Origin of the sequence: Streptococcus sanguinis, assembly GCF_020729765.1 — a bacterium.
GTDB classification, from domain to species: Bacteria; Bacillota; Bacilli; order Lactobacillales; family Streptococcaceae; genus Streptococcus; species Streptococcus sanguinis_Q.
On record NZ_JAJEPD010000043.1, the window covers coordinates 1 to 22,159 of the forward strand.

The following is a 22,159-nucleotide window of genomic DNA, read 5'->3' on the forward strand; positions in this document are numbered from 1 at the left end:
GTTCTTCTTCATCATCTTGGTTTAGCAGCCCAAACTGGCGGAGGAAAGAGTTTTGCTCTTCAAATGTTATTTTATCAATTACAAAATAAAGAACACAAATTCTATATATCAGATTCTAAACGTGCTGATTTGTATTATCTAGCTGAAAGACATTTAGAAGAAACATACTATGCTGACTTATATACTACATCTGAACTAATTAATCGATTTTATAATGACATGATTAAGCGACAAAAAGAACTAGAAAAATTTTTTATTAATAATCCTAATCGCGATTATCGACATGCTAACTTGCCAGCTTTAATCTTATGTATAGACGAATACGGAAGTTATGCAGAGTATTGCAAGCTTTTAGATAAAAAAGAAAGAGATAGAATTGAAATGCAACTATCTTCAATTGCTTTTTTGGGGAGACAGTTAGGCTGCTTTCTGTGGATTACCAGTCAACAAATTAATGCTAAAACATTGAAAACATCTACCTCTGAACAATTAGTTCTTAAAATTGTACTAGCTGAGAGTGACGAACAAACATACCGAACTTTGTTTAGTTCTAGTGTTAGCATACCAAAAGTGAAATTTAAGCCAGGACAAGGTGTATTTAGCTATCCAAGTATTGCTAGTATTGATAAGCCAAGATTTATTACATTACCACATTGCAAATTTTTAGAAGATACTGTTTCAATCATACAAGATTAAGATGTAATTTATTACATGAGAATCTTGTATGATTCGTGCGGAGACGCCGAGCATGGGCGTTCAGCTTAGAAAGCTGACTAGCGTTAAAGAATCAAAATTTACTATGTTTGCGTAGCAAGTGCGATAGCACTTGCACGCTTTTACTTGATAAAATTATAAACATCACACCGTRAGGTCTATTTAAAAACATGAAACATTCTCAGCAGTTAAAGTTAATGAAGCCTAAAATTTCAAATGACTATATTGTTAAATCATATAAGTATGGCTCAAATTTAGAAATTACAACCGCCAACGGTCTTATTTCAAATAGCATAAGAGTTCTACCAGATAAGAAATATTTAATCCTAGCAACTGGAGAAATTAGGGAAATGAATACTTCTGCAGAAACAAGATTAGACAATTTAAATTCAGTCAAACTAACGATGAAAAAATTAAGAAGACTAATTAGTTGTAATTTTGGTGGAGGTTCCAACCAACTGTGGATAACACTTACTTTTAAAGAACATATTACAGATACTTATCTTGCATATAAATCATTTGATAGATTTATAAAAAGGTTAAATAGAAAATATAAAAATTTACTTTACATAGCTATTATAGAACCACAAGCTAGTGGAAGATGGCATTTTCACGTATTATTAAAAGATACCACAGAAAATACATTATTTATTTCAAATAAAGAATTATCAAAATTATGGGGAAATGGTTTTACAAAAGTAAATCGACTACATGAGGGCGATAATATAGCTAATTATGTTATCTCTTATGTAAGTGATTTAGCATATGAAACAGATGTTACAAACAATAAAAAGAAGATTGCAAAAGGAGCTAGGCTCTATTTATATCCAAAAGGTTTACGAATATATAGGTCTAGTAGAAACGTAAATAGGCCTGTAGAAAAAACAGGTCTCAAAGGTGACTTGCTAGAAGAATATGAAATTTCTCATTTTCCTAATTATGTAAAAGAAACAACTCATAAAACAGAAAATGATAAAGAAATAAAAATAATTACAGAATACTATAATAATTGACAAGGAAACACCAATATGACCATTGAAATTCAAAAACTAAAAACAATTGAAGAATTACTAACTCTTTTAGTTTCGTTAGTAAAAGGACAAACCAACCATTCAGCAGGTATTATGACACAGAAAGAACTACTTGCCACCCTAAAAATTGCTCCCAATACTTTGAAATCGTGGGAAAATAAAGGTCTAAAACGGCTAGAACCTCCAATAGAGGGTACTAGAACAATATACTACAAAATTGATGATGTTATTTCATTTTTAACTCCATGACATGTTAATCTGTGCTAAAATAGTGTTATCACAAAGAAAAGTGAGGGTACTATTTAGCCTTTTGAATATCGAAAAGAAGGCACAATGAAAACTGAAATCATTATTCACAAAGATAAAAAAGTTATTAAAAAATTAAAATCAGATGGAAGTATTAGCTATACTCGAAAAGGAGTATATGTTGGTATTGATGAAAAAACAGACAAAAAGATTACTACTACTGTGACAGCTAAGACTTTAAAGAGTTTAGATAGAAAAGTTAAACAAGTAAAACTCGATTTTGAATATAATGGGGCAACCAAGAAAGAGCGGATTAATATTAACAATTTTGAAACTCTTGCTGAACTCTGGTTTGAGAGTTATAAACACTTGGTTTCATCACATAATACTATAAATAGAGTACGTGGCTATCTTGATACCTATATTATTCCGAAATTCGGAGATTACAAGCCTGAAATGATTGAACCAGCAGATATTCAAATCTGGATTAATCAGCTTGCTTCAAAAGCAAAATTTGTTGCTGAATCGGGGATAAAGCGAGCACCCAAAGGAAGCGCTAAAGATTTTGGGGCAATCGCTCACAAGTTAAGTGATATTTTTGATTTTGGAATGACTAACTTTAGCTTGGAAAAAAATCCAGCTTTAACAATAAAGATTCCTCCGAAACCAAAATCTAATAAAGTGSAAATCATGGTACTTCATGATGAAGAACTTACTAAATGGGTCAGTTATCTAAATACCTTATCTAGTTCACGTGCCGACCGTCGTTTTAAACTTATTTGCGATACGTTATTAGCTTCAGCACTACGGATTAATGAATTACTAGCTTTACATATTACTGATTTAGATTTTAAAACTAATGAAATTATTGTTAGTAAAACAGTCATGTGGAAAGCAGCTAATAAGAAGCTTGGTCTAAAAGGGAAAGTTATTTGTAAACAGACTCCCAAAACAGATTCTGGGAATCGGCGTGTGCCTGTACCAAAACAAATTTTAGACCAATTAAAAGCATTTCATGATGAAATGAATGAATACTTTGTAAAACAAAGTTTGCCAAAATCTGATTTAATTTTTCCAACTATTTACGGTAATTATATGTGTGATAGAAACGAACGTACAACTCTTAAAAAACGTTTATTTGCTCTTGGGCTCCCAGATTATGGCTTCCATTTATTCCGCCATACACATGCCTCTATGATGTTAAATGCAGGTGTAAATTGGAAAGAGTTACAAACTCGGATGGGGCATAAATCTATAAAAACTACTATGGATATCTATGCTGAACTAGCACCAAAGAAAAAGCTCGAAGCAGTTTCTATCTTCCTTGAGAAGATGGAGCAAATTGCAAGCTAGTCTGATGACTACCTTTTTGACTACCTTTCTAAAAATAAAAAATTAAAACATTTTATAAACGTTGATATAGCAACATTTATAGAAGATTGAAATAATTATTTTCAACCCTTACAGAAGTTAAGTAATTTATATAACAAAAATCCTTTGAAATCAACATTTCAAAGGATTTTTTCTTTTTGTTTCAAGCCCTAACTGAACAACGAATTTAATACTAGATCTCGAAAAGAATTATGCCTCCTCTTTCTGTCTGAGTTCAAAGAGATCTTCTACTTTCAGATTGAAGACTTGAGCAATTTTGAGAGCCATTTCCAGCGAAGGATTGTAGCGGTTATTTTCCAAGTGCAGAATTGTCTCGCGTCGCATGCCGATGCGGTCGGCTAGCTCCTGCTGGGTCATGCCCATGGATTCACGGACGGATTTTAGATTGGTGATAATCTTGCTTTCTCTAGCCATGGTTATCCTCTCCGTTCTGAGATAAGATAGACAACTGCAAAGATGCAAATCAAGGCAGCTATGCTAATAAAGATCTGGCCCATGTAAAGAGTGAGAGACCCCATGTATCCAATGATAACTGCTAGGATCATCAGTGCGCCTAGTAAAAAGACAAACATCAAGCTAGCTGCCTTAGCTAGATTAGCATAGAAACGTTCATCTGGAGTTTCCTTGACATTTTTCAAAGAGAAAAAACCAAATACAATCACTTCAATAACGAGACCAACTCCCAAAATCCATTCTTTAATGCCAGATCTTACGCTTGGGGTCGCAACCCAAATCCCTACTGTATAAAAAATGGTTGCTGCAAACAGAAGCATCGTGTACAGCTTAGCAGACAAGTCAAAAATAGTCTTTTCCTTACCTTTCTGACTCTTCCCCGGCCATGGTTTCATGTGTAGCCAGCCCCAAATAGCTATAATCTGACCTAATACTGAAATACCAACAATAATCAACTTGGGTCCCCAACTAAGATTAGAACCAAATAAAACAGTAAAATCAATAAAGAGAGCTGCGGCAATCATCGCAATGAGACCACCCGTTTTTTGACTATTTTTCATGATAGACTCCTTTCCTGGTGTTAGAAATATTTAACACTCTTTATGTTATAAATATATCACACAGCGATTTATAAATCAAGTATTTATGTGCTAAGGTGGCAATTATTTGAAAAAATTCTATAATAAAAGCCCTTGCCAGATAAATAACCAGCAAGGTCCTATGTTTTTATTGATTATTCAAGAATAGCAAAGTCCCTTATTCCATCTCTCTGAGATAGTTCAAAGCTTCGTTGAAGGTTTTGACAGGGACGATTTTCATTTTACTCTTGATTTTGATAGAAGCACGAAGTGCCTCATGGTAGTTAGAGCGCAACTTGGGATTGTACTGGGCAATATCGGCGTCAATAGTATCATCAGGAACAAAGAAAATCTCAGCGCCTGCCTTATCTGCAGCCATGACCTTCATCTCTATCCCGCCAATCCGGCCAACATTTCCCTTGTGGTCAATCGTTCCAGTACCAGCAATAGCTTTTCCTTTGGTAATGTCTTCAGACACGAGCTGATTGTACAGCTCCAAACTGAACATGAGTCCACCAGAGGGACCTGCTACACCGTTGCTCTTAAACTTCGTCAGAGGATTCATGGCAACACTGGCTTTAGAACCCAATGCAATCCCCAAACCAGGCTTACCAGTTGTCTCATCCACAATCACAGGACCGCTAGCCAAACCGATTACACCATTACGGCTGTACTCAATTGATACCACATCGCCAACTGGCCGCTGCTCCGTCTGATCGACAATATCGTATGGGCTAGTGTAACTCTGATTGTCAATCTTTAAAATCACATCACCTTTCTGCAGCTCCTGAGCTAACGGCGTCTCTTGGCTGACAGCATCCACAAAAATCTCTTTATGTCTAATCTCAACAGTACGACCAGCTGCTTGATAAGCTACCTGCAAGGCATTGAGATGGGAAGACCCCATAGTGCTGTTCTCTCGCTCTTCCCGTCCCTTCTCCTTATCAAAATAGTTTTCAGGTACAGAGACATACTCTGTTTCCAGCCTGTAATTAGGCAGCAAAGTCAAAAAGAGACTGAACACTCGGGCATCGGAAACACCGACAGCCATGACATAGATTTGACCTTTTCCTTGACTAGTTCCTCCTTGAACTTGGACAAAGTCTTTGGCATTCAAAGCCGGTCTCAAGGTCTCCACTTGATAAGGCAGGGGGATAAAGCCAATCCCAGTTAGCACCAAAGCAGTTATTAAAATTCTTGTTACGGATTTCATATCCTTCCTCTTGTTTCTATAAAGTTATTGTCTGGACTTTCGACTTCCTGAATTAATCACCAAAATCCACCACCTCTGTGTCATTTTCCATCAGGGCGTTGGCAAAAACAGTCCGCACAGCCAGAACAAATACACAGTAAAAGCTACTGAAAACCAGGACAGGAATCATCTGGATCAGACCAAGTAACTCATCTAGCTCACCCAGCAAGGGACCAATATACTGCCTTATCAGATCCATCAGGAGATGAGTCCCCAAGCCAATCAGCCCACCAAAAGAAGCTAGAAAAAAGCTGAGCAGAACATAACGACCTCTGCGCTCCTTCATCAGCAGGACTGACTTTCTCAAACAGCCATAAAAAGAAAGCGGCTTGGCCAGATTGTCTCTTGAGCTAGTATCCTGAATGATATAAGACAGCAAAAAGAAGTGCGAATCAACCAGATAAGTGAAGAGCAGGTAAAAGACCATGAACAAGAAAGGAAAAAGAAACTGGAAAATCACAATGGCCTCTGGACTTACTGCTCTCCGATAAAAGGCAAAGAGACTAGCCACCCCAAGATTGATCCCGATTGCCGACCAACCCATGTACAGAATCAGAACCTGGACTGCACTGACAATGAAGGAATAAAAGAGGCGAGTAAGCAAGCCATCTGAGATACTGTACCAAACCGCATAGCCAAAATAGAGCTTAACCATCTGCGGATTTCGTATCACTGTCAAGGCAAATTTATTGACGTAAGCAAAACCGAAGGCAATTATAAATGCTAAACAAGTCAAGACTAAAATGGACCGGTAAGACCAACTCGAAACCAGCGGAAAAAGAAACCAGCCCAGCACTGCAAGCGGGATTCCGACCAGCAAAAGGCCTTTCAGCCAGACAAAATAATATTCTGTAACAAAAATCCAAGCTTCTCTGAAAACCCTTGTTACTTTTACATCATTCATCGTTCATTATCCTAAATCCTAAAACCCTTTCTAATTTTTTCATAAATATTAATCTCCAAAATTAACTATTTCCCGATCATAAGACATCAGGATGTCAGCCATAACCGAGCGGGCTGCCAAGGCATAAATCAGCAAAAAGCCATTTATCATACTAACAATCATTCCCACAATATTAGACACACCAGCACTAAAAAGTAAACTCAAAACTTCTATTAGACCCAATACTACAGGAATAAGCTTTAAGACAAGCTCTACCAGTAAGTAACGCCCCCTCTGACCATTCATACGAGAAAAAGACTTGCCCAAGCTGCCAAAAGCTGACAGAGGACGCAAGAGGTTATCAGAGGAGTTGGTATCTTGAATAATATAGGGCAACAAGAAGAAGTGAGAGACGATAAAATAACTGTAAAACAAATGGAATACCAAGTTAAACATTGGTGCTATTAAAAAAAGCAGGAAGAGCATGCTAGCTATCTTCTCTTGATTTTTTGCAACCCAAATCATCCAAGTTCCCATATTCTCTCGAAAATTTGCATCTGACATCAAGACATTATAGAAGTATACAAAAAGAAGTAACATAGCCAAGAAAAACATGAATACGTAAATAGACACAGAAAGTAAACGCCCAAAAAAGCCATCAGAAATACTGTAGCCAACAGCTCTCCAGAAGTTTCTTCGCACCATCTGCGGATTACGAACCATAGTCAAGGAAAACTTATGGATATAAGCAATCACAAAAGAACATAGAAATCCCAGCAGAATTATACTTGGAAGAAATGTAGAAGTCAATGGAGAAAAAAATAGAATTAACAGCCCCAGAATAAAAAACGGCAGTTGAATGATAGCAAGCCCTGCTGTCCATACAAAAAAGTAATCAACAGTCAGTCCCCAGGCTTCCTTTAACACATCGCTTACATCAAACTTTCTTTTCATAAATCCCCTAATTAAGTCATTTTTCGCCATAAAAGACGATGTAGATGTCGCAGAAGCAATTTTTTTCTAGTCCCATGAAGATGATTAAGAATTTTTAGAGCCCCAGAGAGCAAGAAAAACCCCGTCAGTCGCCTCTCCAAAAGAAATTCTTTCTATAATAAAGCAAGCTGAGACACGATTGTCCCAGCCTCCTTAACCTTTTTTCAAAAAATTTCGAATACGAATCATAATCTTGCTTGACCAAGTTTTGTCAGATGCGTATCTTACATTGATAGCAGCCATGCTCTTACCATTGTAGAACTGACCGCCAGGCTTGAGATAGTGCTCGCTAAGATAGCGGGCAACGGTATCTATACCATCGTCAAATGTTGCGAAATTTCCTGCACTGGAAAAAGGACTGGAGTCATAAGCCATGAAACCAAACAGGTTGTGCTTGGCCTGAGCAATCTGACTGCGGCCGTAATCCGATTCGTGAATAGCCAGCCCTACGAGAAAAATTGCATTAACTCCATGATCTTTCTCTGCTTTTTTGAAAGCTTTTCCCAATCCAGCCATCGGTGTGCCAGCCAGGCGACTATCAATGAAATCGGCTGACACTGTGCTTGGCACTGTTACATCTTCTGAAAAAACGACTGCTCCTGTTTTCTTGGCCTGAAACTGATCTGACACCTGAACTAAAGACGGATCCAGACTGGCCTTTTCATTTGCCGCTAGGCGGCTGACAGGCAGCACACTGCCTGAAAGGACAGTAGCTGTCGCTAATGCTATGATAACTTTTTTCTTCCTAAACATTTTTTTATCCATTTCTATTGTCGCTTTTGGTTTCCTAGATTCCTCCCCAGAAATATAGGATGACCGCCATGATACTCATAGCAGGACCAAAAGGGACTTCTTCTTTCAACTTAAATTTGAATTTCTTAAAGATGGTTGCGATTAAGAGAATCGCTCCAGCTACAAAGAAAGAACCATATCCCAAAATCAGCGTATTCAAGGGGCTAAACCAACTGCTCAGAGCAGCTAAGTAGAGAATATCTCCCATCCCGAAGGCCTCTTTCTTGTAATAAGCCTTGGCCCCAAAATAAATGAGAGAGTAGAGACCAGCGCCGACTAGCAGCGAAAGGAGCAGGCCCCAATTAAACTCATTGGTAAAAAGCGTAACAGCCATACGGCCCAGCCAGAAAACCAGCAGAACCGAGTCCGAGATGTACTGAGTATCAAAATCGATATAGCCGATAATGAGACAAAGCGACACCAGGAGACAGGCTGAAACAACCATCCATGGCCCCTGATTCTGAAAGATCAGATAAGAGGCTAGCCAGAGCAGACCCGTCAGGAGCTCCACAATGAGATAGCGCGGTGAAATCGGCTCCTTGCAGTGCTTACATTTAAAGCCCTGCATGATAATCGACACAACCGGAATCAGCTCCACCGAAGTCAAGACATGACCGCAGGACGGGCACATAGACCGACCTTTGGCAATGCTCTTTTCCAGCGGAACACGGTAGATGACGACATTGAAAAAGCTCCCAAATACGACACCTAATATAAATACTAAACTTGCAATCATAATTTTTCCCTTTTTATACTCTTTGAAAATCTCAGATGACGGTGTCAAACTTCGACTTCCCTTGAATATCACTTAGATGCCAGAATGATGGATACTTGCCCCTCCTCCAAACTTAATGAAAATACCATATCTGTTTCTGTATTGTTTTGAATGGTCAATTCGGTCAAACCTTCAGCCGGCGTTCCGATGTTGAAATACTGTCCTCGATAGGAAATAACATTGGTCCGTGAAAAGGCGAGCTGCTGAATGGCATCTATAATCTGCTCAGCACCCTGACCGTAAACTTCTTTATCATCCTTGCTCTTGACTGGCAGGTAGCCGGACTCTGCATTCAAAGCGCCTAGCAACTCTGAGATAGACTTGGTCTCGCCAGGAGCCAAGTAAACATTCTGCAGCTTGTAAAAGGCTGTCTTCATGTTTTGAGCTTGGGCAGCGTTGGTCGGCAGCGGTACTTCCTTACGCTCTATAAAGTGCGTATATTGGCTCAGAAGCTCACTTTGATCTTCTGCTTCAACAGGCGTACTCTCAACCTTGACATCATCAAATTTACCAGTCTTGGCAATCTCCTCAGATGCTTGGATAAAAGCAGCAGGGTCAATCTTATAGCCATTAGACTTGTCTCCCACCTTTACGTTAGACTCGCCGTCCATGACCAGATGATTGGTCGTTGGAAGCTGACTGAGAACATCAGGATGGGCAGCTAAGACATCGTTTAAAGGTCTAAGCCAAAAAAGACGGTTAGGATAGATGGAAATCTGCAGGTTTTCCTTGGTATCGAAAAACGGTGTAAACTTATCCCAAACTGTCTTAGCTGAGATATTATCCAGCCGCTTGAGCTCTTCTTCTGTGAAATAGCTCAGTCCTAAAAATCGCATATCTACAGAGAAGTGTTGCCCCGTAGACAACTGAAATGTAGCCTTATAGGGCAGTTCTCTGTAAACTTCAATCTCAGCTTCGCTCCGAGAGCGAACCTTCATAGAGGGACGGCCATTGATACTCAGGTCAATCGTTGGATTAAAGACAAAAATGACATAAAATAAACTACCCAGCAGAAAGGCAGCAAGTGTCGCTGCTGGAAGTAGTTTTTGATATTTTGATGAAACCTTTCTTTTTCTTCTTGACATGAATCTCATCCCAACCTTATACTACGCATTCAGCTAAGCGGATAAGGAATTTACGGTCAATACGGCGAAGAAAATCAATGATGTCATCAGAAACAGTATCTCCGGCATTCAGGATAACTCCTCCATCTGCATTAACAAGATCTTTTTGCAGTGTTTTGCCTACCAGAAGACGTTTTTGCTGATCGATAAAGTCATTAACAGCTTTCTTTGCTGCAGAGTCTTCCTCAGCAACTGGCGCTGTACTGATAGTTGTTTCAACTTCCTCAGCAGGGGCTGCCAATACTTCTTCCAAAGCAGCATCCAGACTCAGCGCTGCATCTGTTTCTTCAACTTCTTCTTCAGTTGGAGCTGTTGTTTCTTGTACCAAGTCTTGGACTTCTGGCTCTTCTGCTGTCTCTACGACCGCTTCAGAAAACTCCAAGTCAGAAGCAGCAGCACCCAGACCTACAGCAGCCAAGGCCTCTGTCAAATCTGTCGTAACTTCTTCTGTTACATCTGCTTTTTCATCTACAACTGGCTCGAATACAGGTGCTTCAGCAACTACTTCCTCAATTTTTTCGGCAGGTTTTGCAGCTTCAGTCTCATGGAGCAGATCTGCTGCAGCCAGACGGCCCATCTCTACATCTGCTTCAAGATGAGGAGCTGTCTTTTTTTCATCATTAAGGATGATATACTCTTTACCAATCATCAAGATGCGTGATTTAGGAATCTGAATTTCCTCGCTGGCATCTTCTGAATTAACCACCAAGTAACCAATTTCATTCTTTTCATCAATATGATAGTCAACAACAGTTCCCACCTTGTTTCCATCAATTGTGATGACAATTTCGTCAAAGACGCTACCCTGCTTGTCGTTTAAGACCTTCAGATCGGCCTCTTCCAGCTCTTGAAAGACTGAGCTGTTTTCTACCATGACCGCAAAGTCACCGATGCCTTGGATGTTCTTGCTAGACAGCAAGGCAAAAGGCTGTTCAGACTGCTTTGACTTAATAACAAAAGTCAGATTGACCCCCTCGTCAACAAAGACTTCATGGACTTCACCCAGTCCCATCCCTTTTTCAATCTCAATGACAACGGTCCCTGTGATTGTTTTACAACTTTTCATAATTTCCCCTAAAACCCTTCTAATTGATTACAATCAATTGTATGTTTATATAGTATTAATTTTTCACGATTTTGTCCAGCATGTTGAACGCTTCTTGACGAAGATTTTGATCTGAGCTGCCTTGGACAATTTCTTTCAGATAGCTCTCAGCTTCTTGAACTGCATTAGAAGCCAATAATTCCTGACTTTCCAGTAGGAGGAATTGGAAATAGACTTCTTTATCTCCCGCAGTTGCTGCAGCTGGACTTGCTTCTGCTGCTTCCTCAGCCTTGAGGATATCAGTGATTTTCTGAAGCAAATCTTCTTCTGTTTCATCTACAGCTGGAACGACTGGAGCTGCTTTGATTTGTGCCTCCTCAGCTTTGAGGATATCAGCAATTCCCTTGAGCAGGTCTTCTTCTGTCTCATCTGCAACTGCTTCTTGGATAGGCTCAGCCTGTGTCCAAAGAGCATCTTCAGAAACTGATTGAACAACCGCTGGTTCAGCAGCTTCTTCAAATTCAAACGTTTCTGCAGCAGGTTCGAAGCTGCTTTCTTCCTCCCAAGCCTCTGCCACTTCAGCAGTCAAATCTTCCTCTTCAGATCCCAACAAATCATGCTGAATCTGGCTGAGAATATCTTGATAACCCTGAATATCAGCACGATCACGGCTAACCATAGACTCTTCAGTAGCAGAAAATTCTGGCTCTGCAGCTGCTTGACTGAAGGCGGAATCCATTTTAGCTTGTGGCTCAGTGTCTGAGTCAGCAAAGAAGAGAGATTCTAAGCTATTTGCTGCTCTCGACTCTTCTGCTCTAACTGGCTTGATATCTCCCGTAGCAGCAAAAACATCTTCCAGGCTGTTGCCTACTTCTTCTGCCACTGGCTGCTGAGTTTGTTCTTGCTCAGTGAAGAATTCTTCCTCATCTTGAGAAACAACACCTGTCACCTCAACTGCTTGCGGTCTGAAGTTGCCATAGCTAGACTCAGTATAGGACATCGGTCTGATCTTAGACAGAACAGCTGTCTCAAAGGCTGGATCATCTATATCTGTATAGCCTTGATTTCCGGCTGCATTTGCTTCCGTAGGCTGAATCAGAGAGTTGGCCACCTTAACCTTAGTAGAACCCTTGCGGTGATGAAGCAGGGACTGCAAAAATTCATCATTGGCCTTTTGTGCGCTGTGGTCCATACCCACCATGCCGACCTCAGCTGCCGCTAGCTGACTGTTTGGCTCGTACTCTCCAAATGCAGGAGCTGTAGCCAAGTTATCAACAGGGTAGAGAGGTTTTACTTTCTCAAATCTTGTCATATCCTTTTTGATAGAACGGTCTGCTAGGGTGCGACCAGAAGCAGATACTCTCTGCCTTGCCGGACTTTCCTCAGCCTGAACCCTTTCTTTACTTTCCTTTCTCATCCTACCGGTTGAAGCATTGGAAAAGTTCAAATCTCTAGCAGATGACAAGCCTGCGCTCGTCGCTTCCACTTTTTTGCGTGAGCTCTTGGCGTGCTTCTGGCTTCTGCTTCGCGCAGAAGCAGTTGCTCTCTTCTTGACTGGAGCTAGCTCCTGTGAAAAGAGCAGCACCATATAGACAGCCAAGGCCAAGGCACAGAGCCCAACAAAGGCTATGCCGGGAACTTGTTGAAAGAGGAATGGAGCACCAATCGCAAATAGCATGACCCATACTACGAGAAAAAGGCGCTTTATTAATGAAATCCTAGAAACAAATAAAATGCTAATCGTATGCAGCGCTATAAGCCCTGCTCCAAAAGGTAAAAAATATGCCATTTGAATATTTTCGACACCCCCCACTTTCTAAATGATATTAAACTTTTTCAATGCAAAACCAGTCTTGATTTTGTTTTTCCATAAACTCCATTAAAACCCAAAATAGACTCGGGCGTCTATTCTGAGTTTGCTTGTATTATACTTCAAATATCTCTATGTTTTAGTTTACTATAAATGCACCGTGAATACTAGTCTAATAACTTGGTTTTTAGCATTTTTTTAAGAAAAATTTACTCATGCTCTTGAAATTTTAAACCATAGACTTATTTGGTATTTTTTCAAAGTATTTTAGCTAACTACCAAGTTATTCACAGATAGGTTATCCAGCTTCATAGTCGTTTCAGGGCTTTCTCCGCTTGGAGTTTCGAAGTAGTAACCCACAATAGTCATTGGATAACTGAATCCTGGAATGTTTTCAGGATCGAAGCTAACTTCGCGCCAGCCAGTCCAGCTGTTGGGACGAATGACGTGAAGATAAATCTTCTGCCCACTGGCATTCTTGACAATCAAGCCAATCTTGCCCTGCCATTGATTAGACAGAGATAGAGAGAAGCTGATAGCATCCGGCTTATTGTTCAAGGATACATACGGTGCTGCAAATTCCATTTCATACATAGTAGATGATTTTGTTGCTGGAATCTTAACCACATTGGAACCTGAACCCTCTAAGAAGTCCGTATTGTCAACTGTCACATCGTACTGATTGCTGCCGCCTGACTGAGTCAGCTTCAGTGGTGATTCGAAGCGGTAGATAGTTGATGAATTGTAATAAGCTGACAGACCATCATTCCGGCTAGACTGAGTGCTAAGCTGCTCCAGATAAGACGGAGCCAGATTGGTACTGTTGTTAGCATTCGCGCTGCTAGTTGTATTGGTTGTTGCGGCCCCCAAACTGCCCTTATTGCCGGTTGCATCTGTGCCGCCACCAGCTGTCGTTACAGATATAGAGCCTGCCTGCCAAGTCGGAATAGCAAATGGAGACTCCCAGTTAGCAAACTGAATCGGTGTCTTATCGACATTACTCTCTAGAGTCACATAGCGCTCGACGTCTTTAACCTGATAGAAACGTAGCTTGATTTTACCGCTGGTTAGATCAGGGTTTTTGTTTTCCTCCGTGCTAGACAGGCTTTTCTTTCCGCCCAATTCCAGTTCGCTGGAAACGATTTTTTGTTGATTGCCATCAATCAATTCCAACAATTTCAGAACCTGTGTATAAGTTCCTTCGAACTCAATGTCCGCTGTCATCTGCGTGATGTTAGTATTATTGGCCGTTCCGTTCCCTGGTGTTGCTGTATTAGCTGCAGTTGTTGTTGCAGTATTGGCATCTGATGAAGAGCTGCTACTAGATGAAGATGAAGACGATGTACCAGACGAACTAGAGGTCGTACTGGATGAAGAAGACGTCTCATTCGAGCTTGAGCTGCCAGTCGTATCAGAAGAGTTGGAGTTTTGCCCCTTGGACGAAGTCGCAGCCAATCCCTCCTGCTGGAGTTCTAACTCTGTGCTCTCAGTGTAGTTGACAGACTTGAATTTAATACCGCTTTCGTTGACCAACTTGTCAATCAGGAAGATGAACTCCCCTTGATTGGTCGTACCATAGTATTTCTTAGCCTGATCCAGAGTCTTAGCATTCAAAGTTTGGAGCTGCTTGGTAAGAGACTTTCTCTGACTAATCTTGGCATTTTTGCCTTCCAACTCTGTCGAGATAGTTGCATGCTCTTCAGCTAACTGCGCCATCCGTGTATAAGAATTTGTTACCAGATACCCTCCACCAGCAAGGACCGCTACTCCTCCGACACAGGCTAACAATTTCTTGTCACGCTCATTTAAATTACTCAGGATTTTTTTCTTTTCTTTCTCATTTTTGCTCTTCATTGAAATCTACATCCTTCGTCAAAATTTTAATGTTAAACTTGTACACTGTATTGTTATCCTTTTCCTCGCGAGTAATGTTATCCACAAAAATATGGTTAAACTTCTCAGACTTACGAAGCTCTTCCTCAAACTTAGCGATAGAAAGATGCTCTTGAGACGAACCATTGATTTCTACATTGTCGTTATTAATCTTGATATCGTCAAAGACCAGGTTCCGTGTCACGTTTTTATTAAGGAAGTCCATAAAGGCTTTGTTTACTCGATGCAGGCGGCGGAAGTCGCCTTCTAGGCTGGTAAAGAGAAGTTCGTCATTCTTGACCGTAACAATCTTATCTTCAGTCTCAGAGACTGCCTTCAGCTCTTGAGCCATTTCTGGACTCTTGAGCGTCTGCTCCGCACGGTCAATCTCGCCTTGGAGGTGCATAGCGCTAAACTGGAAGAAGCCAATCAGCACAATCATAATCGCTGCAATACCAGCAAAAGCGGAAATAGCAGCAAGTTTTAGTGGACTAGCTTTAGCCGGTGCCACATAATATTTTGAAAAGTAGTTTAAATCTCTCCGCATTAGTTCGCTCTCCTAATCAACATGGCTGTAGCCGGAATGAACTCCGCATTAAACTCGGCTGAACCTTCCCACAGTACATTCTCATAATCTACATTATCAATTGAGATGAATTCCCGATTCATGCTCTGCTTCAGAATAGCTGCTAACTGCCAGCAGATATCTTGGTCACCAAAGACGTAGAAACTGTCAATGTTGAGACCAGTTGACCCGCTAAAGAAGTTTTCAGTATTGAGAATGTGGTTCTTAGCATCAGCCACCCACTCATCCAAGGCCCGCTTCAAGAGACCTGTATCCAGATCATCTGAAGCCACTGCTGGAAGCTTTTGCAGCAGACTAGCATCGTCTGCATAGCTCAGGATGTCCTTGTAGCCACGGTTGAGATAGTTGCTGGTCACAAACTTGCCTTCTGAGTAGAGATAGACACCGATGAAGCTCTTGCTCAGATGTACCATGCCGACATTTTCCTTGGTCAGCTTCTTGGCACGATTGTTAACCGCCTGTACGCGTTCCAGCCATTTTTCAAAGGTATTAGACTGAAGGTCAAAGACATAGGGTGTCAGCTTCAAATTCTCAGCCAAGCCCAGATATTGCTCTACCACGCCTTTTGGCACAGCATAGACCATGAGTGAGCGAGTATCTTCATCAAGCGGAAAAGCTGAATTAGACTCTTGCTCTTGGAACTGGATAACATAAGAAGTCGGATCAATATCCAGATATTGCTGGAGCTCGTAAGATACCAAGCCCTCAATATCCTCATCATTCTGCACACTAGCGGCTACATCAACCGAACGGGCGATAATATTCGTATTGCCCAGAGCAAAGAAAGCGTACTTAGCAGTGATAGCATGCTGCTCCATCAGGTCGCTGATAATATTTTTGAGAGTAATCGGGTCGATAATCTCACTATTCAGTACAACACCTTCTGGCAGATTGGCAGATGCCATCTTGATAATCTCCAGCTCATTGCGCTTCTGTCTAGCAACAACCAGATAGACTGATTCGTCAGTGAAGTCAATGGCCATCAGATTGCCCTTGATTGGTTTACCAAACATAGTGTAAGGTGCATGCATTCTAGTGACCGGTTGGCTCGCCGCACCGCTGCCTTTCTTAGCAAAGAGCGAGCGATTACCAGACTTAGCAGGCATATCATCACTGCCACTATTCTTAGAAAAGAGCGGCTTGTTGAGCTTGGTTAAGAAGCTCCCTTTTGCTGTTGACTTTTCCTCATCGTCAAAGTCTTCTTGACGATCTGACTTGATCTGAACTCCTTGAATAGATAAGTGTTCTTTATGTTTCCCTTTTGATGAGAAGAGCGGTTTATTTAATTTTCCTAAAAATGAGCCTTTTTTCTCATTATCTTCTTCGTCCAGAGCTCTTCTGCGCCCCTTGGACGAAAACATATTTTTTGCCATAATCTCCTAATCTCCCTTATTTTTCCTAAAAACTATTTCCCTATTGGCTCGCCTTATACTTATCGCGGAAGTATTCAGCAAGTTTTTGTATATTGCTGTTATTCAGACTTTCAGTATAAACTGCAAACTCATTAATGTAAGTATTGCCACCAAAGATAATCTGACCACTACTAATATTATGGGTTACACCGCCTCTGTTTAGTGCAACTGTTTTATTATAGACTGATTGTCCATTGATAAAAATTTCAACACCTAAAGCGCCATTCTTCGCAGCACTGCGCACTTGTATAGAATTATCATTACTATAGTCTAACTTAACATTTTGTATATATTCCTGACCACCGTTATTAGCTGTAGTTGTATCTACTGTTTTAATAGCAATTCTACCATCGTTTTCCAGATTAATCCCCCAAGTCAGAGTATTATCCAACTTATAAGTTAGAAGCGGTCCAGTCTGCTGACGATTCCCAATCAATACAGAAGTCGTATAGCCATTATTAAAATTATGATTACTAAACTGCATCGTACGGCCATCAAGTGCTATTAACTGGCGGGTCTGGTTAATTGCAGGCTCTTTATAATTCAGAACAGGGATGGTCGCACCATAAACAACATCATTAAAATAATCTCTTACTTCTGTATTAGTATGTGACTGATTATCCGTTGGTATAAGCGAGGTAGTATTTCCATTCTTAAGCAGAGCCAAGTCGGCATCTGTATGAAGACGCACGTTCTGTGTAACTGGCAGACCCATAATCCAGATACGGTCTGCTTCCTGATAATTTCCTACCCGTCCATAAGAGTTAATGGCTCGAGCAGCAAAAGTCAGGTACTTCCCTCTCATATCATCTGTAATATGTATCCCGGTTTCTAACTTTGATAATTGTTTAAAATCTGTCGGCATTTCTGGAAAAAGCGTCTGAGATATAGTGCCGTCACCTTTTTGGCCTATCGTTCCCACTGGGACAATGCCAGACACCCCTTGTCCTATAGCACGATCACTTAGAAACCATCCAGATTCTGTGTAAATCCTAGTCTTACTCTTTTTCTTACTATCAGCTATATCTACTTTGCCGCCGGGAGTCGTTATCCCCATACCAGCATAATAATACCTTTTCCCACTAGGGATAGTAACCTTCATATCAGGAAGTCCCAGCGGGGTTTCGATTGCATTAGCAGCAAAAAGATGGATTTTTTTGATTCTATCATTATAAGACAGATTTGTACCTTTTACATCAATACTCTGCTTGGTTCCATTACCGATTTGGTAAGTAAAGGTTTCAATATCTGTTCCTGTGCCTTCGTGTTTCTTGCTTTCAGCCAGTTGTTTCTCGAAAGACTCCTGAATATCAAAGTTGATAGCATTCTGACTTCGCTGACGGAGAATATTATTAAAACTCCCAGAAAAGAAGGTCAAGAACCCTGCCGCAATAACTCCAATCAGAATCAGAGAAACCAAGACTTCGACCAGTGTAATCCCTCTGTGTCTCTTTAATCTTTTCATCTCTGCTCCCTTCTACGGCCCTGATACAAACCACAAATCTTGCTGAATCTGCTTTTTAATGTCAGAAAAGGTCTTTTGCAAAGCTTCTTCATTCGTAGCTGATACATATTTAGTCTCCATACCACCCTCGCCAATCCTATCTGTCAAGCTTTGACCATAAGCGATTTCATGGTCCACACCAGAAAAACCAATCACATTGACCCGCTTAATACCAAGGCCAAATTTTTTAGACACTTCTCCAGCATAAGCAATAGAGTTTTCACGCGTTATGGAATCTCTAGAATACAAATCATAGCCCAGACGACTGTACTCATACCCTAAAGTTGGGGACAGATCATAAATAGGATTGTTAAAAGTTACACGACCAGCTCCCTGGCTAAGATCTACTCTATTGCCAGCGTACAACGCCCTTGAATCTACTAAATAAGCATTAGGTATGCCATCTGTCAATAGAACTATATATTTAAGCTGAGCTGGTTGAGACTGCAGACTAATCATCCCATAGCGAAGTCCATCCCCTGGATTTGTAACACCATCCGGTTTTAAATTTTCACGTTTAGTTATGGTGGATATAATAGTATTTGTACCGTTATCTAAATTAGAAAAATTTTGTTGAATATATTTTCCTGAAGTAGARAAGCCCGCTAAGTTCACACTAATATTCCCAATTTCCGCAAGGTCCTTGATCATGATTACGGATTTCTTTCGAAGAATATCCATACGACTCTCATTACCAGTTTTTTCAACATTTCTTCCCTGCAAATCCCAATCCATGGAACCAGATGTATCAAATACAAAAGAAACAGCAATATTCATCTGCCCTTGAATAGGATCAGTTCGATAAGCAATAGCAATCCCTTTCTTGCCTTTAGCAACTTTAGAGAAGACCTGCTTAGTATTAAGAGCTGATATAGCTGTATCAATAGACAACTTATTGTTAGTATCTGGATATTTACCAGACAGGTTATAACTAATCAAGCGATTGTCTTGATAGGCACCTTCTGTCTTAAACTCCAAGTCCAACTTCATATTATAGAGAGATTTGGTTCCCAGCTCGCTGACATCCCAGTCCTGATTTTTCTTGTTCCAAACATAGTTCAGAACCTTCTTGCCATCCGCAGATAGGCCAATGTAGCTCCATTCCCTAGTTAGTCCTTGCTTGGAACCTTTGAACTTGCTGTCATCCAAGACAAAGATTGAGGTTGCCTTACCAACGGTTCGATCCACATACTGCATGGAGGTTCGCATTTCCGCTTGGATACTCGCTTCACGCTCGATCAATTCTCGGCTGGAAAACATGGTGTTAAATATAACACCAATGATGAGTGCTATCATACTCATCAACATGATAGCCATAATCATCTCGACCAGGGTAAAACCTTTTTGTATTTGTTTCATCATTCCTACCTAAATTATTTTTACTTCTGCGCCGATCTCAAATGTCCTTCTTCTGAGCGAATTCCTTTTGTGTCAAAGTTAAAGGTTACAATATGCTCATAATAGTCATTACTGCCAGCTAATTTTGACTTCGATTTAATCGTGATATTATAATTTTCAGGACCAGTCAGGCCATCTACAAGCTGTCCATTCATCTCGATTTCTGCCACACTGCCATCTTTGAAGGTATGGGTTGACTTAATTGGCTCTGTTGAAGGATCCACGTTATGGGCCCGCTTGTCAAACTCTGCATAAATCGATGATGGATTGCCGTCAACAGGGTCTAGATAGGCACCCCATGCCAACTGTGTACCGGAAGTCGCTGTGTACTTAGCTTTGAGATAGCTATACATGCGCTGAGTCTGCGTTTGTCCAGTATCGACAATGGAAGCTAGAATCCCAATCATAGCTACCAGCAGCACAATGGTTACAATGACCATAGGCAAGGTTGATCCCTGTCTTTTTTTCCCTTTCATTATAGTATTCTCCTAATATTTCTACTTTTGATATTACCAAAGTAGTTGTCACAGCCTGACAACTACTTTGGTAATATCCGACTGCTTTAGCAGTCGGAGTAGAGAAATCGTCTCTTTTACATATTGTTAGTTCAATAATTAACTATTAGCTGTTGTACGAGACTTCCAATCATAAGTCCATTTCTTATAATTAGCATCTGAAGTCGTTTTCCCTGCTGGAATAAACTCTGATACCAACTTACCACCGTCAATCTTGTGTGCTGGATTCTTATCGTTTTTAGCCAAAGCGGAAGCCAAATCACTTTCTTGTTTAGCATTCTTAGAAATATAAGGAGCTAACTGATTAAGACTCTCCAGTTTAGTTTCTTCTGGATTTTCTTGACTACCAACAAAGGATTGTACCGCTGACATTAGCTCACGATGTTCGGATTGAATACGGGTCTTGCGAGCATTGTCCTGGAAAGAAGTGAGGGAAGGAATTGCCACAGCTGCGATGATGGCAATAATGATAATGACCACGATCAACTCAACTAAGGTAAAACCTTTACCTTTTTTCTTCAAATCCTGACGAAACTTTTGCAACCTGCTTAACATCCTATGATATCTCTCCTAATTCTTTTTCATAATTATATCGAAATAACTATCCAAATATCTTACTCAGATAATTTGATGATTAATTAATTGTGACCGCCTTGTGCATTAGTTGCGGTTGTTTGAGCTTTCCAATCATAAGTCCATTGTTTGTAGTTAGGATCGGAATTCGTTTTTCCTGCTGGAATAAACTCTGATATCAGCTTACCTCCATCAATCTTGTGAGCTGATGCAGTGCCATTTTTAGCCAAAGCAGAAGCTAAACTACCTTCTTGTTTAGCATTTTTAGAAATATAAGGGGCTAACTGGTCAAGACTAGTAAGGCTCGCATTTTCAGGATCATCTTGGCTTCCAATAAAGGATTGAACTGCTGAAACCAACTCACGGTGTTCTGATTGAATACGGCTCTTACGTGCATTGTCTTGGAATCCAGTAATCGCTGGAATCGCTACAGCTGCGATGATAGCGATAATGATGATTACCACGATCAACTCTACCAAGGTAAAACCTTTACCTTTTTTCTTCAAGTCCTGACGGAACTTTTGCAATTTGTTTAACATTATATTTTCTCCTATCTCTTTATTTATAAAGGCTGATAAATAGCCATTTTATATTTTTAAATTTTAACATCTCTCAAATGTAGGGTTTTAATACATCATTACTTAGATGATTTGATTAATTATGGCCACCTTGTGCAGCAGTTGCAGTTGTTTGAGCTTTCCAATCATAAGTCCATTTCTTGTAATTGGCGTCTGAAGACGTTTTCCCTGCTGGAATAAACTCTGATACCAACTTACCACCGTCAATCTTGTGTGCTGGATTCTTATCGTTTTTAGCCAAAGCAGAAGCCAAACTACCTTCTTGTTTAGCATTCTTAGAAATATAAGGGGCTAACTGATTAATATCTGTAAGAGTTGCATTTTCAGGATCATCTTGGCTTCCAATAAAGGATTGAACTGCTGAAACCAACTCGCGGTGTTCTGATTGAATACGGCTCTTACGTGCATTATCTTGGAATCCAGTAATCGCTGGAATCGCTACAGCCGCGATGATAGCGATAATGATGATTACCACAATCAACTCAACCAAAGTAAAACCTTTACCTTTTTTCTTCAAATCCTGACGGAATTTTTGCAATTTGTTTAACATTTTGAATAGATCTCCTATTTTTTCATAATTTTTACTATTTTCGCCCACAGGGGCATTTGTTTTGTTCCTAGCTGGGAGACCCT

The 22,159-nt window shown here is 40.3% G+C and carries 22 protein-coding genes and 1 pseudogene; 4 read left to right on the forward strand and 19 right to left on the reverse strand.

Annotation, left to right across the window (positions count from 1 at the left end; translation table 11 throughout):
* The 4 genes and pseudogenes from K4H96_RS05830 to K4H96_RS05845 form a co-directional block, all read left to right on the forward strand.
* Nucleotides 1-696, forward strand: a pseudogene (locus tag K4H96_RS05830) (FtsK/SpoIIIE domain-containing protein); the annotation flags it as partial.
* A gap of 215 nt (nt 697-911) precedes the next feature.
* Nucleotides 912-1,727: a rolling circle replication-associated protein gene (locus K4H96_RS05835; RefSeq protein ID WP_227956407.1), complete on the forward strand. Its 816-nt coding sequence runs from the start codon at nt 912-914 to the stop codon at nt 1,725-1,727.
* Nucleotides 1,728-1,742: 15 nt separating this feature from the next.
* Nucleotides 1,743-1,994, forward strand: a complete 252-nt coding sequence (locus K4H96_RS05840) for a MerR family transcriptional regulator (RefSeq protein WP_223338087.1) — start codon at nt 1,743-1,745, stop codon at nt 1,992-1,994.
* 84 nt (nt 1,995-2,078) lie between these two features.
* Nucleotides 2,079-3,344, forward strand: a complete 1,266-nt coding sequence (locus K4H96_RS05845; protein ID WP_227956409.1) for a tyrosine-type recombinase/integrase — start codon at nt 2,079-2,081, stop codon at nt 3,342-3,344.
* A gap of 228 nt (nt 3,345-3,572) precedes the next feature.
* Here K4H96_RS05845 and K4H96_RS05850 read toward each other — a convergent pair whose 3' ends face one another.
* The 19 genes from K4H96_RS05850 to K4H96_RS05940 all read right to left on the reverse strand — a co-directional run bounded on the left by K4H96_RS05850 (nt 3,573) and on the right by K4H96_RS05940 (nt 22,076).
* The gene (locus K4H96_RS05850; protein ID WP_061591895.1) at nt 3,573-3,797 is read right to left on the reverse strand and encodes a helix-turn-helix transcriptional regulator; all 225 of its coding nucleotides are present in this window, start codon (nt 3,795-3,797) and stop codon (nt 3,573-3,575) included.
* 2 nt (nt 3,798-3,799) lie between these two features.
* Nucleotides 3,800-4,396 (reverse strand): DUF3796 domain-containing protein, encoded by a 597-nt coding sequence (locus K4H96_RS05855; protein ID WP_223338085.1) that lies wholly within the window; start codon nt 4,394-4,396, stop codon nt 3,800-3,802.
* Between the two features lie 196 nt (nt 4,397-4,592).
* Nucleotides 4,593-5,627 (reverse strand): SepM family pheromone-processing serine protease, encoded by a 1,035-nt coding sequence (locus tag K4H96_RS05860; RefSeq protein WP_223338084.1) that lies wholly within the window; start codon nt 5,625-5,627, stop codon nt 4,593-4,595.
* Nucleotides 5,628-5,679: 52 nt separating this feature from the next.
* The gene (locus K4H96_RS05865) at nt 5,680-6,570 is read right to left on the reverse strand and encodes a hypothetical protein (RefSeq protein ID WP_227956410.1); all 891 of its coding nucleotides are present in this window, start codon (nt 6,568-6,570) and stop codon (nt 5,680-5,682) included.
* Between the two features lie 48 nt (nt 6,571-6,618).
* The gene (locus K4H96_RS05870; RefSeq protein ID WP_223338081.1) at nt 6,619-7,533 is read right to left on the reverse strand and encodes a hypothetical protein; all 915 of its coding nucleotides are present in this window, start codon (nt 7,531-7,533) and stop codon (nt 6,619-6,621) included.
* A gap of 162 nt (nt 7,534-7,695) precedes the next feature.
* On the reverse strand, nt 7,696-8,295 hold the full coding sequence (locus K4H96_RS05875) for a glucosaminidase domain-containing protein (protein ID WP_002894168.1): 600 nt from the start codon (nt 8,293-8,295) through the stop codon (nt 7,696-7,698).
* A 34-nt stretch (nt 8,296-8,329) separates the two neighbouring features.
* The gene (locus K4H96_RS05880; protein ID WP_223338080.1) at nt 8,330-9,142 is read right to left on the reverse strand and encodes a prepilin peptidase; all 813 of its coding nucleotides are present in this window, start codon (nt 9,140-9,142) and stop codon (nt 8,330-8,332) included.
* Nucleotides 9,139-10,203, reverse strand: a complete 1,065-nt coding sequence (locus K4H96_RS05885) for a VanW family protein (RefSeq protein WP_011837681.1) — start codon at nt 10,201-10,203, stop codon at nt 9,139-9,141. Before K4H96_RS05885 ends, K4H96_RS05880 begins: the two co-directional genes overlap by 4 nt.
* A 7-nt stretch (nt 10,204-10,210) precedes the next feature.
* Nucleotides 10,211-11,299 (reverse strand): PRC-barrel domain-containing protein, encoded by a 1,089-nt coding sequence (locus K4H96_RS05890; RefSeq protein ID WP_223338079.1) that lies wholly within the window; start codon nt 11,297-11,299, stop codon nt 10,211-10,213.
* A 55-nt stretch (nt 11,300-11,354) separates the two neighbouring features.
* The gene (locus tag K4H96_RS05895; RefSeq protein ID WP_263281057.1) at nt 11,355-13,067 is read right to left on the reverse strand and encodes an SSA_2305 family type IV pilus system protein; all 1,713 of its coding nucleotides are present in this window, start codon (nt 13,065-13,067) and stop codon (nt 11,355-11,357) included.
* Nucleotides 13,068-13,355: 288 nt separating this feature from the next.
* Complete coding sequence (locus K4H96_RS05900) at nt 13,356-14,942, reverse strand: hypothetical protein (RefSeq protein WP_223338077.1); 1,587 nt, start codon at nt 14,940-14,942, stop codon at nt 13,356-13,358.
* Nucleotides 14,926-15,507, reverse strand: a complete 582-nt coding sequence (locus tag K4H96_RS05905) for a PilN domain-containing protein (protein WP_223338076.1) — start codon at nt 15,505-15,507, stop codon at nt 14,926-14,928. Before K4H96_RS05905 ends, K4H96_RS05900 begins: the two co-directional genes overlap by 17 nt.
* Nucleotides 15,507-16,919, reverse strand: a complete 1,413-nt coding sequence (gene pilM / locus K4H96_RS05910) for a pilus assembly protein PilM (RefSeq protein ID WP_002899353.1) — start codon at nt 16,917-16,919, stop codon at nt 15,507-15,509. The genes K4H96_RS05905 and pilM overlap by 1 nt, the downstream gene beginning before the upstream one ends.
* A gap of 40 nt (nt 16,920-16,959) precedes the next feature.
* A complete protein-coding gene (locus K4H96_RS05915; protein WP_223338075.1) occupies nt 16,960-18,423 on the reverse strand; it encodes a type II secretion system protein in 1,464 nt (487 codons plus the stop codon).
* A gap of 12 nt (nt 18,424-18,435) precedes the next feature.
* A complete protein-coding gene (locus tag K4H96_RS05920; RefSeq protein ID WP_223338074.1) occupies nt 18,436-19,824 on the reverse strand; it encodes a prepilin-type N-terminal cleavage/methylation domain-containing protein in 1,389 nt (462 codons plus the stop codon).
* A gap of 17 nt (nt 19,825-19,841) precedes the next feature.
* Entirely contained in the window at nt 19,842-20,336 is a 495-nt protein-coding gene (locus K4H96_RS05925; protein WP_223338073.1) for a hypothetical protein, read from the reverse strand.
* Between the two features lie 138 nt (nt 20,337-20,474).
* Nucleotides 20,475-20,930 carry a prepilin-type N-terminal cleavage/methylation domain-containing protein gene (locus tag K4H96_RS05930; protein ID WP_125378292.1) on the reverse strand — a complete coding sequence of 152 codons (456 nt, stop codon included), beginning with the start codon at nt 20,928-20,930 and terminating at the stop codon, nt 20,475-20,477.
* An 83-nt stretch (nt 20,931-21,013) separates the two neighbouring features.
* On the reverse strand, nt 21,014-21,487 hold the full coding sequence (locus tag K4H96_RS05935; protein ID WP_161543709.1) for a prepilin-type N-terminal cleavage/methylation domain-containing protein: 474 nt from the start codon (nt 21,485-21,487) through the stop codon (nt 21,014-21,016).
* Between the two features lie 115 nt (nt 21,488-21,602).
* Nucleotides 21,603-22,076, reverse strand: a complete 474-nt coding sequence (locus K4H96_RS05940; protein ID WP_161543708.1) for a prepilin-type N-terminal cleavage/methylation domain-containing protein — start codon at nt 22,074-22,076, stop codon at nt 21,603-21,605.
* Between the last annotated feature and the right edge of the window lie 83 nt (nt 22,077-22,159).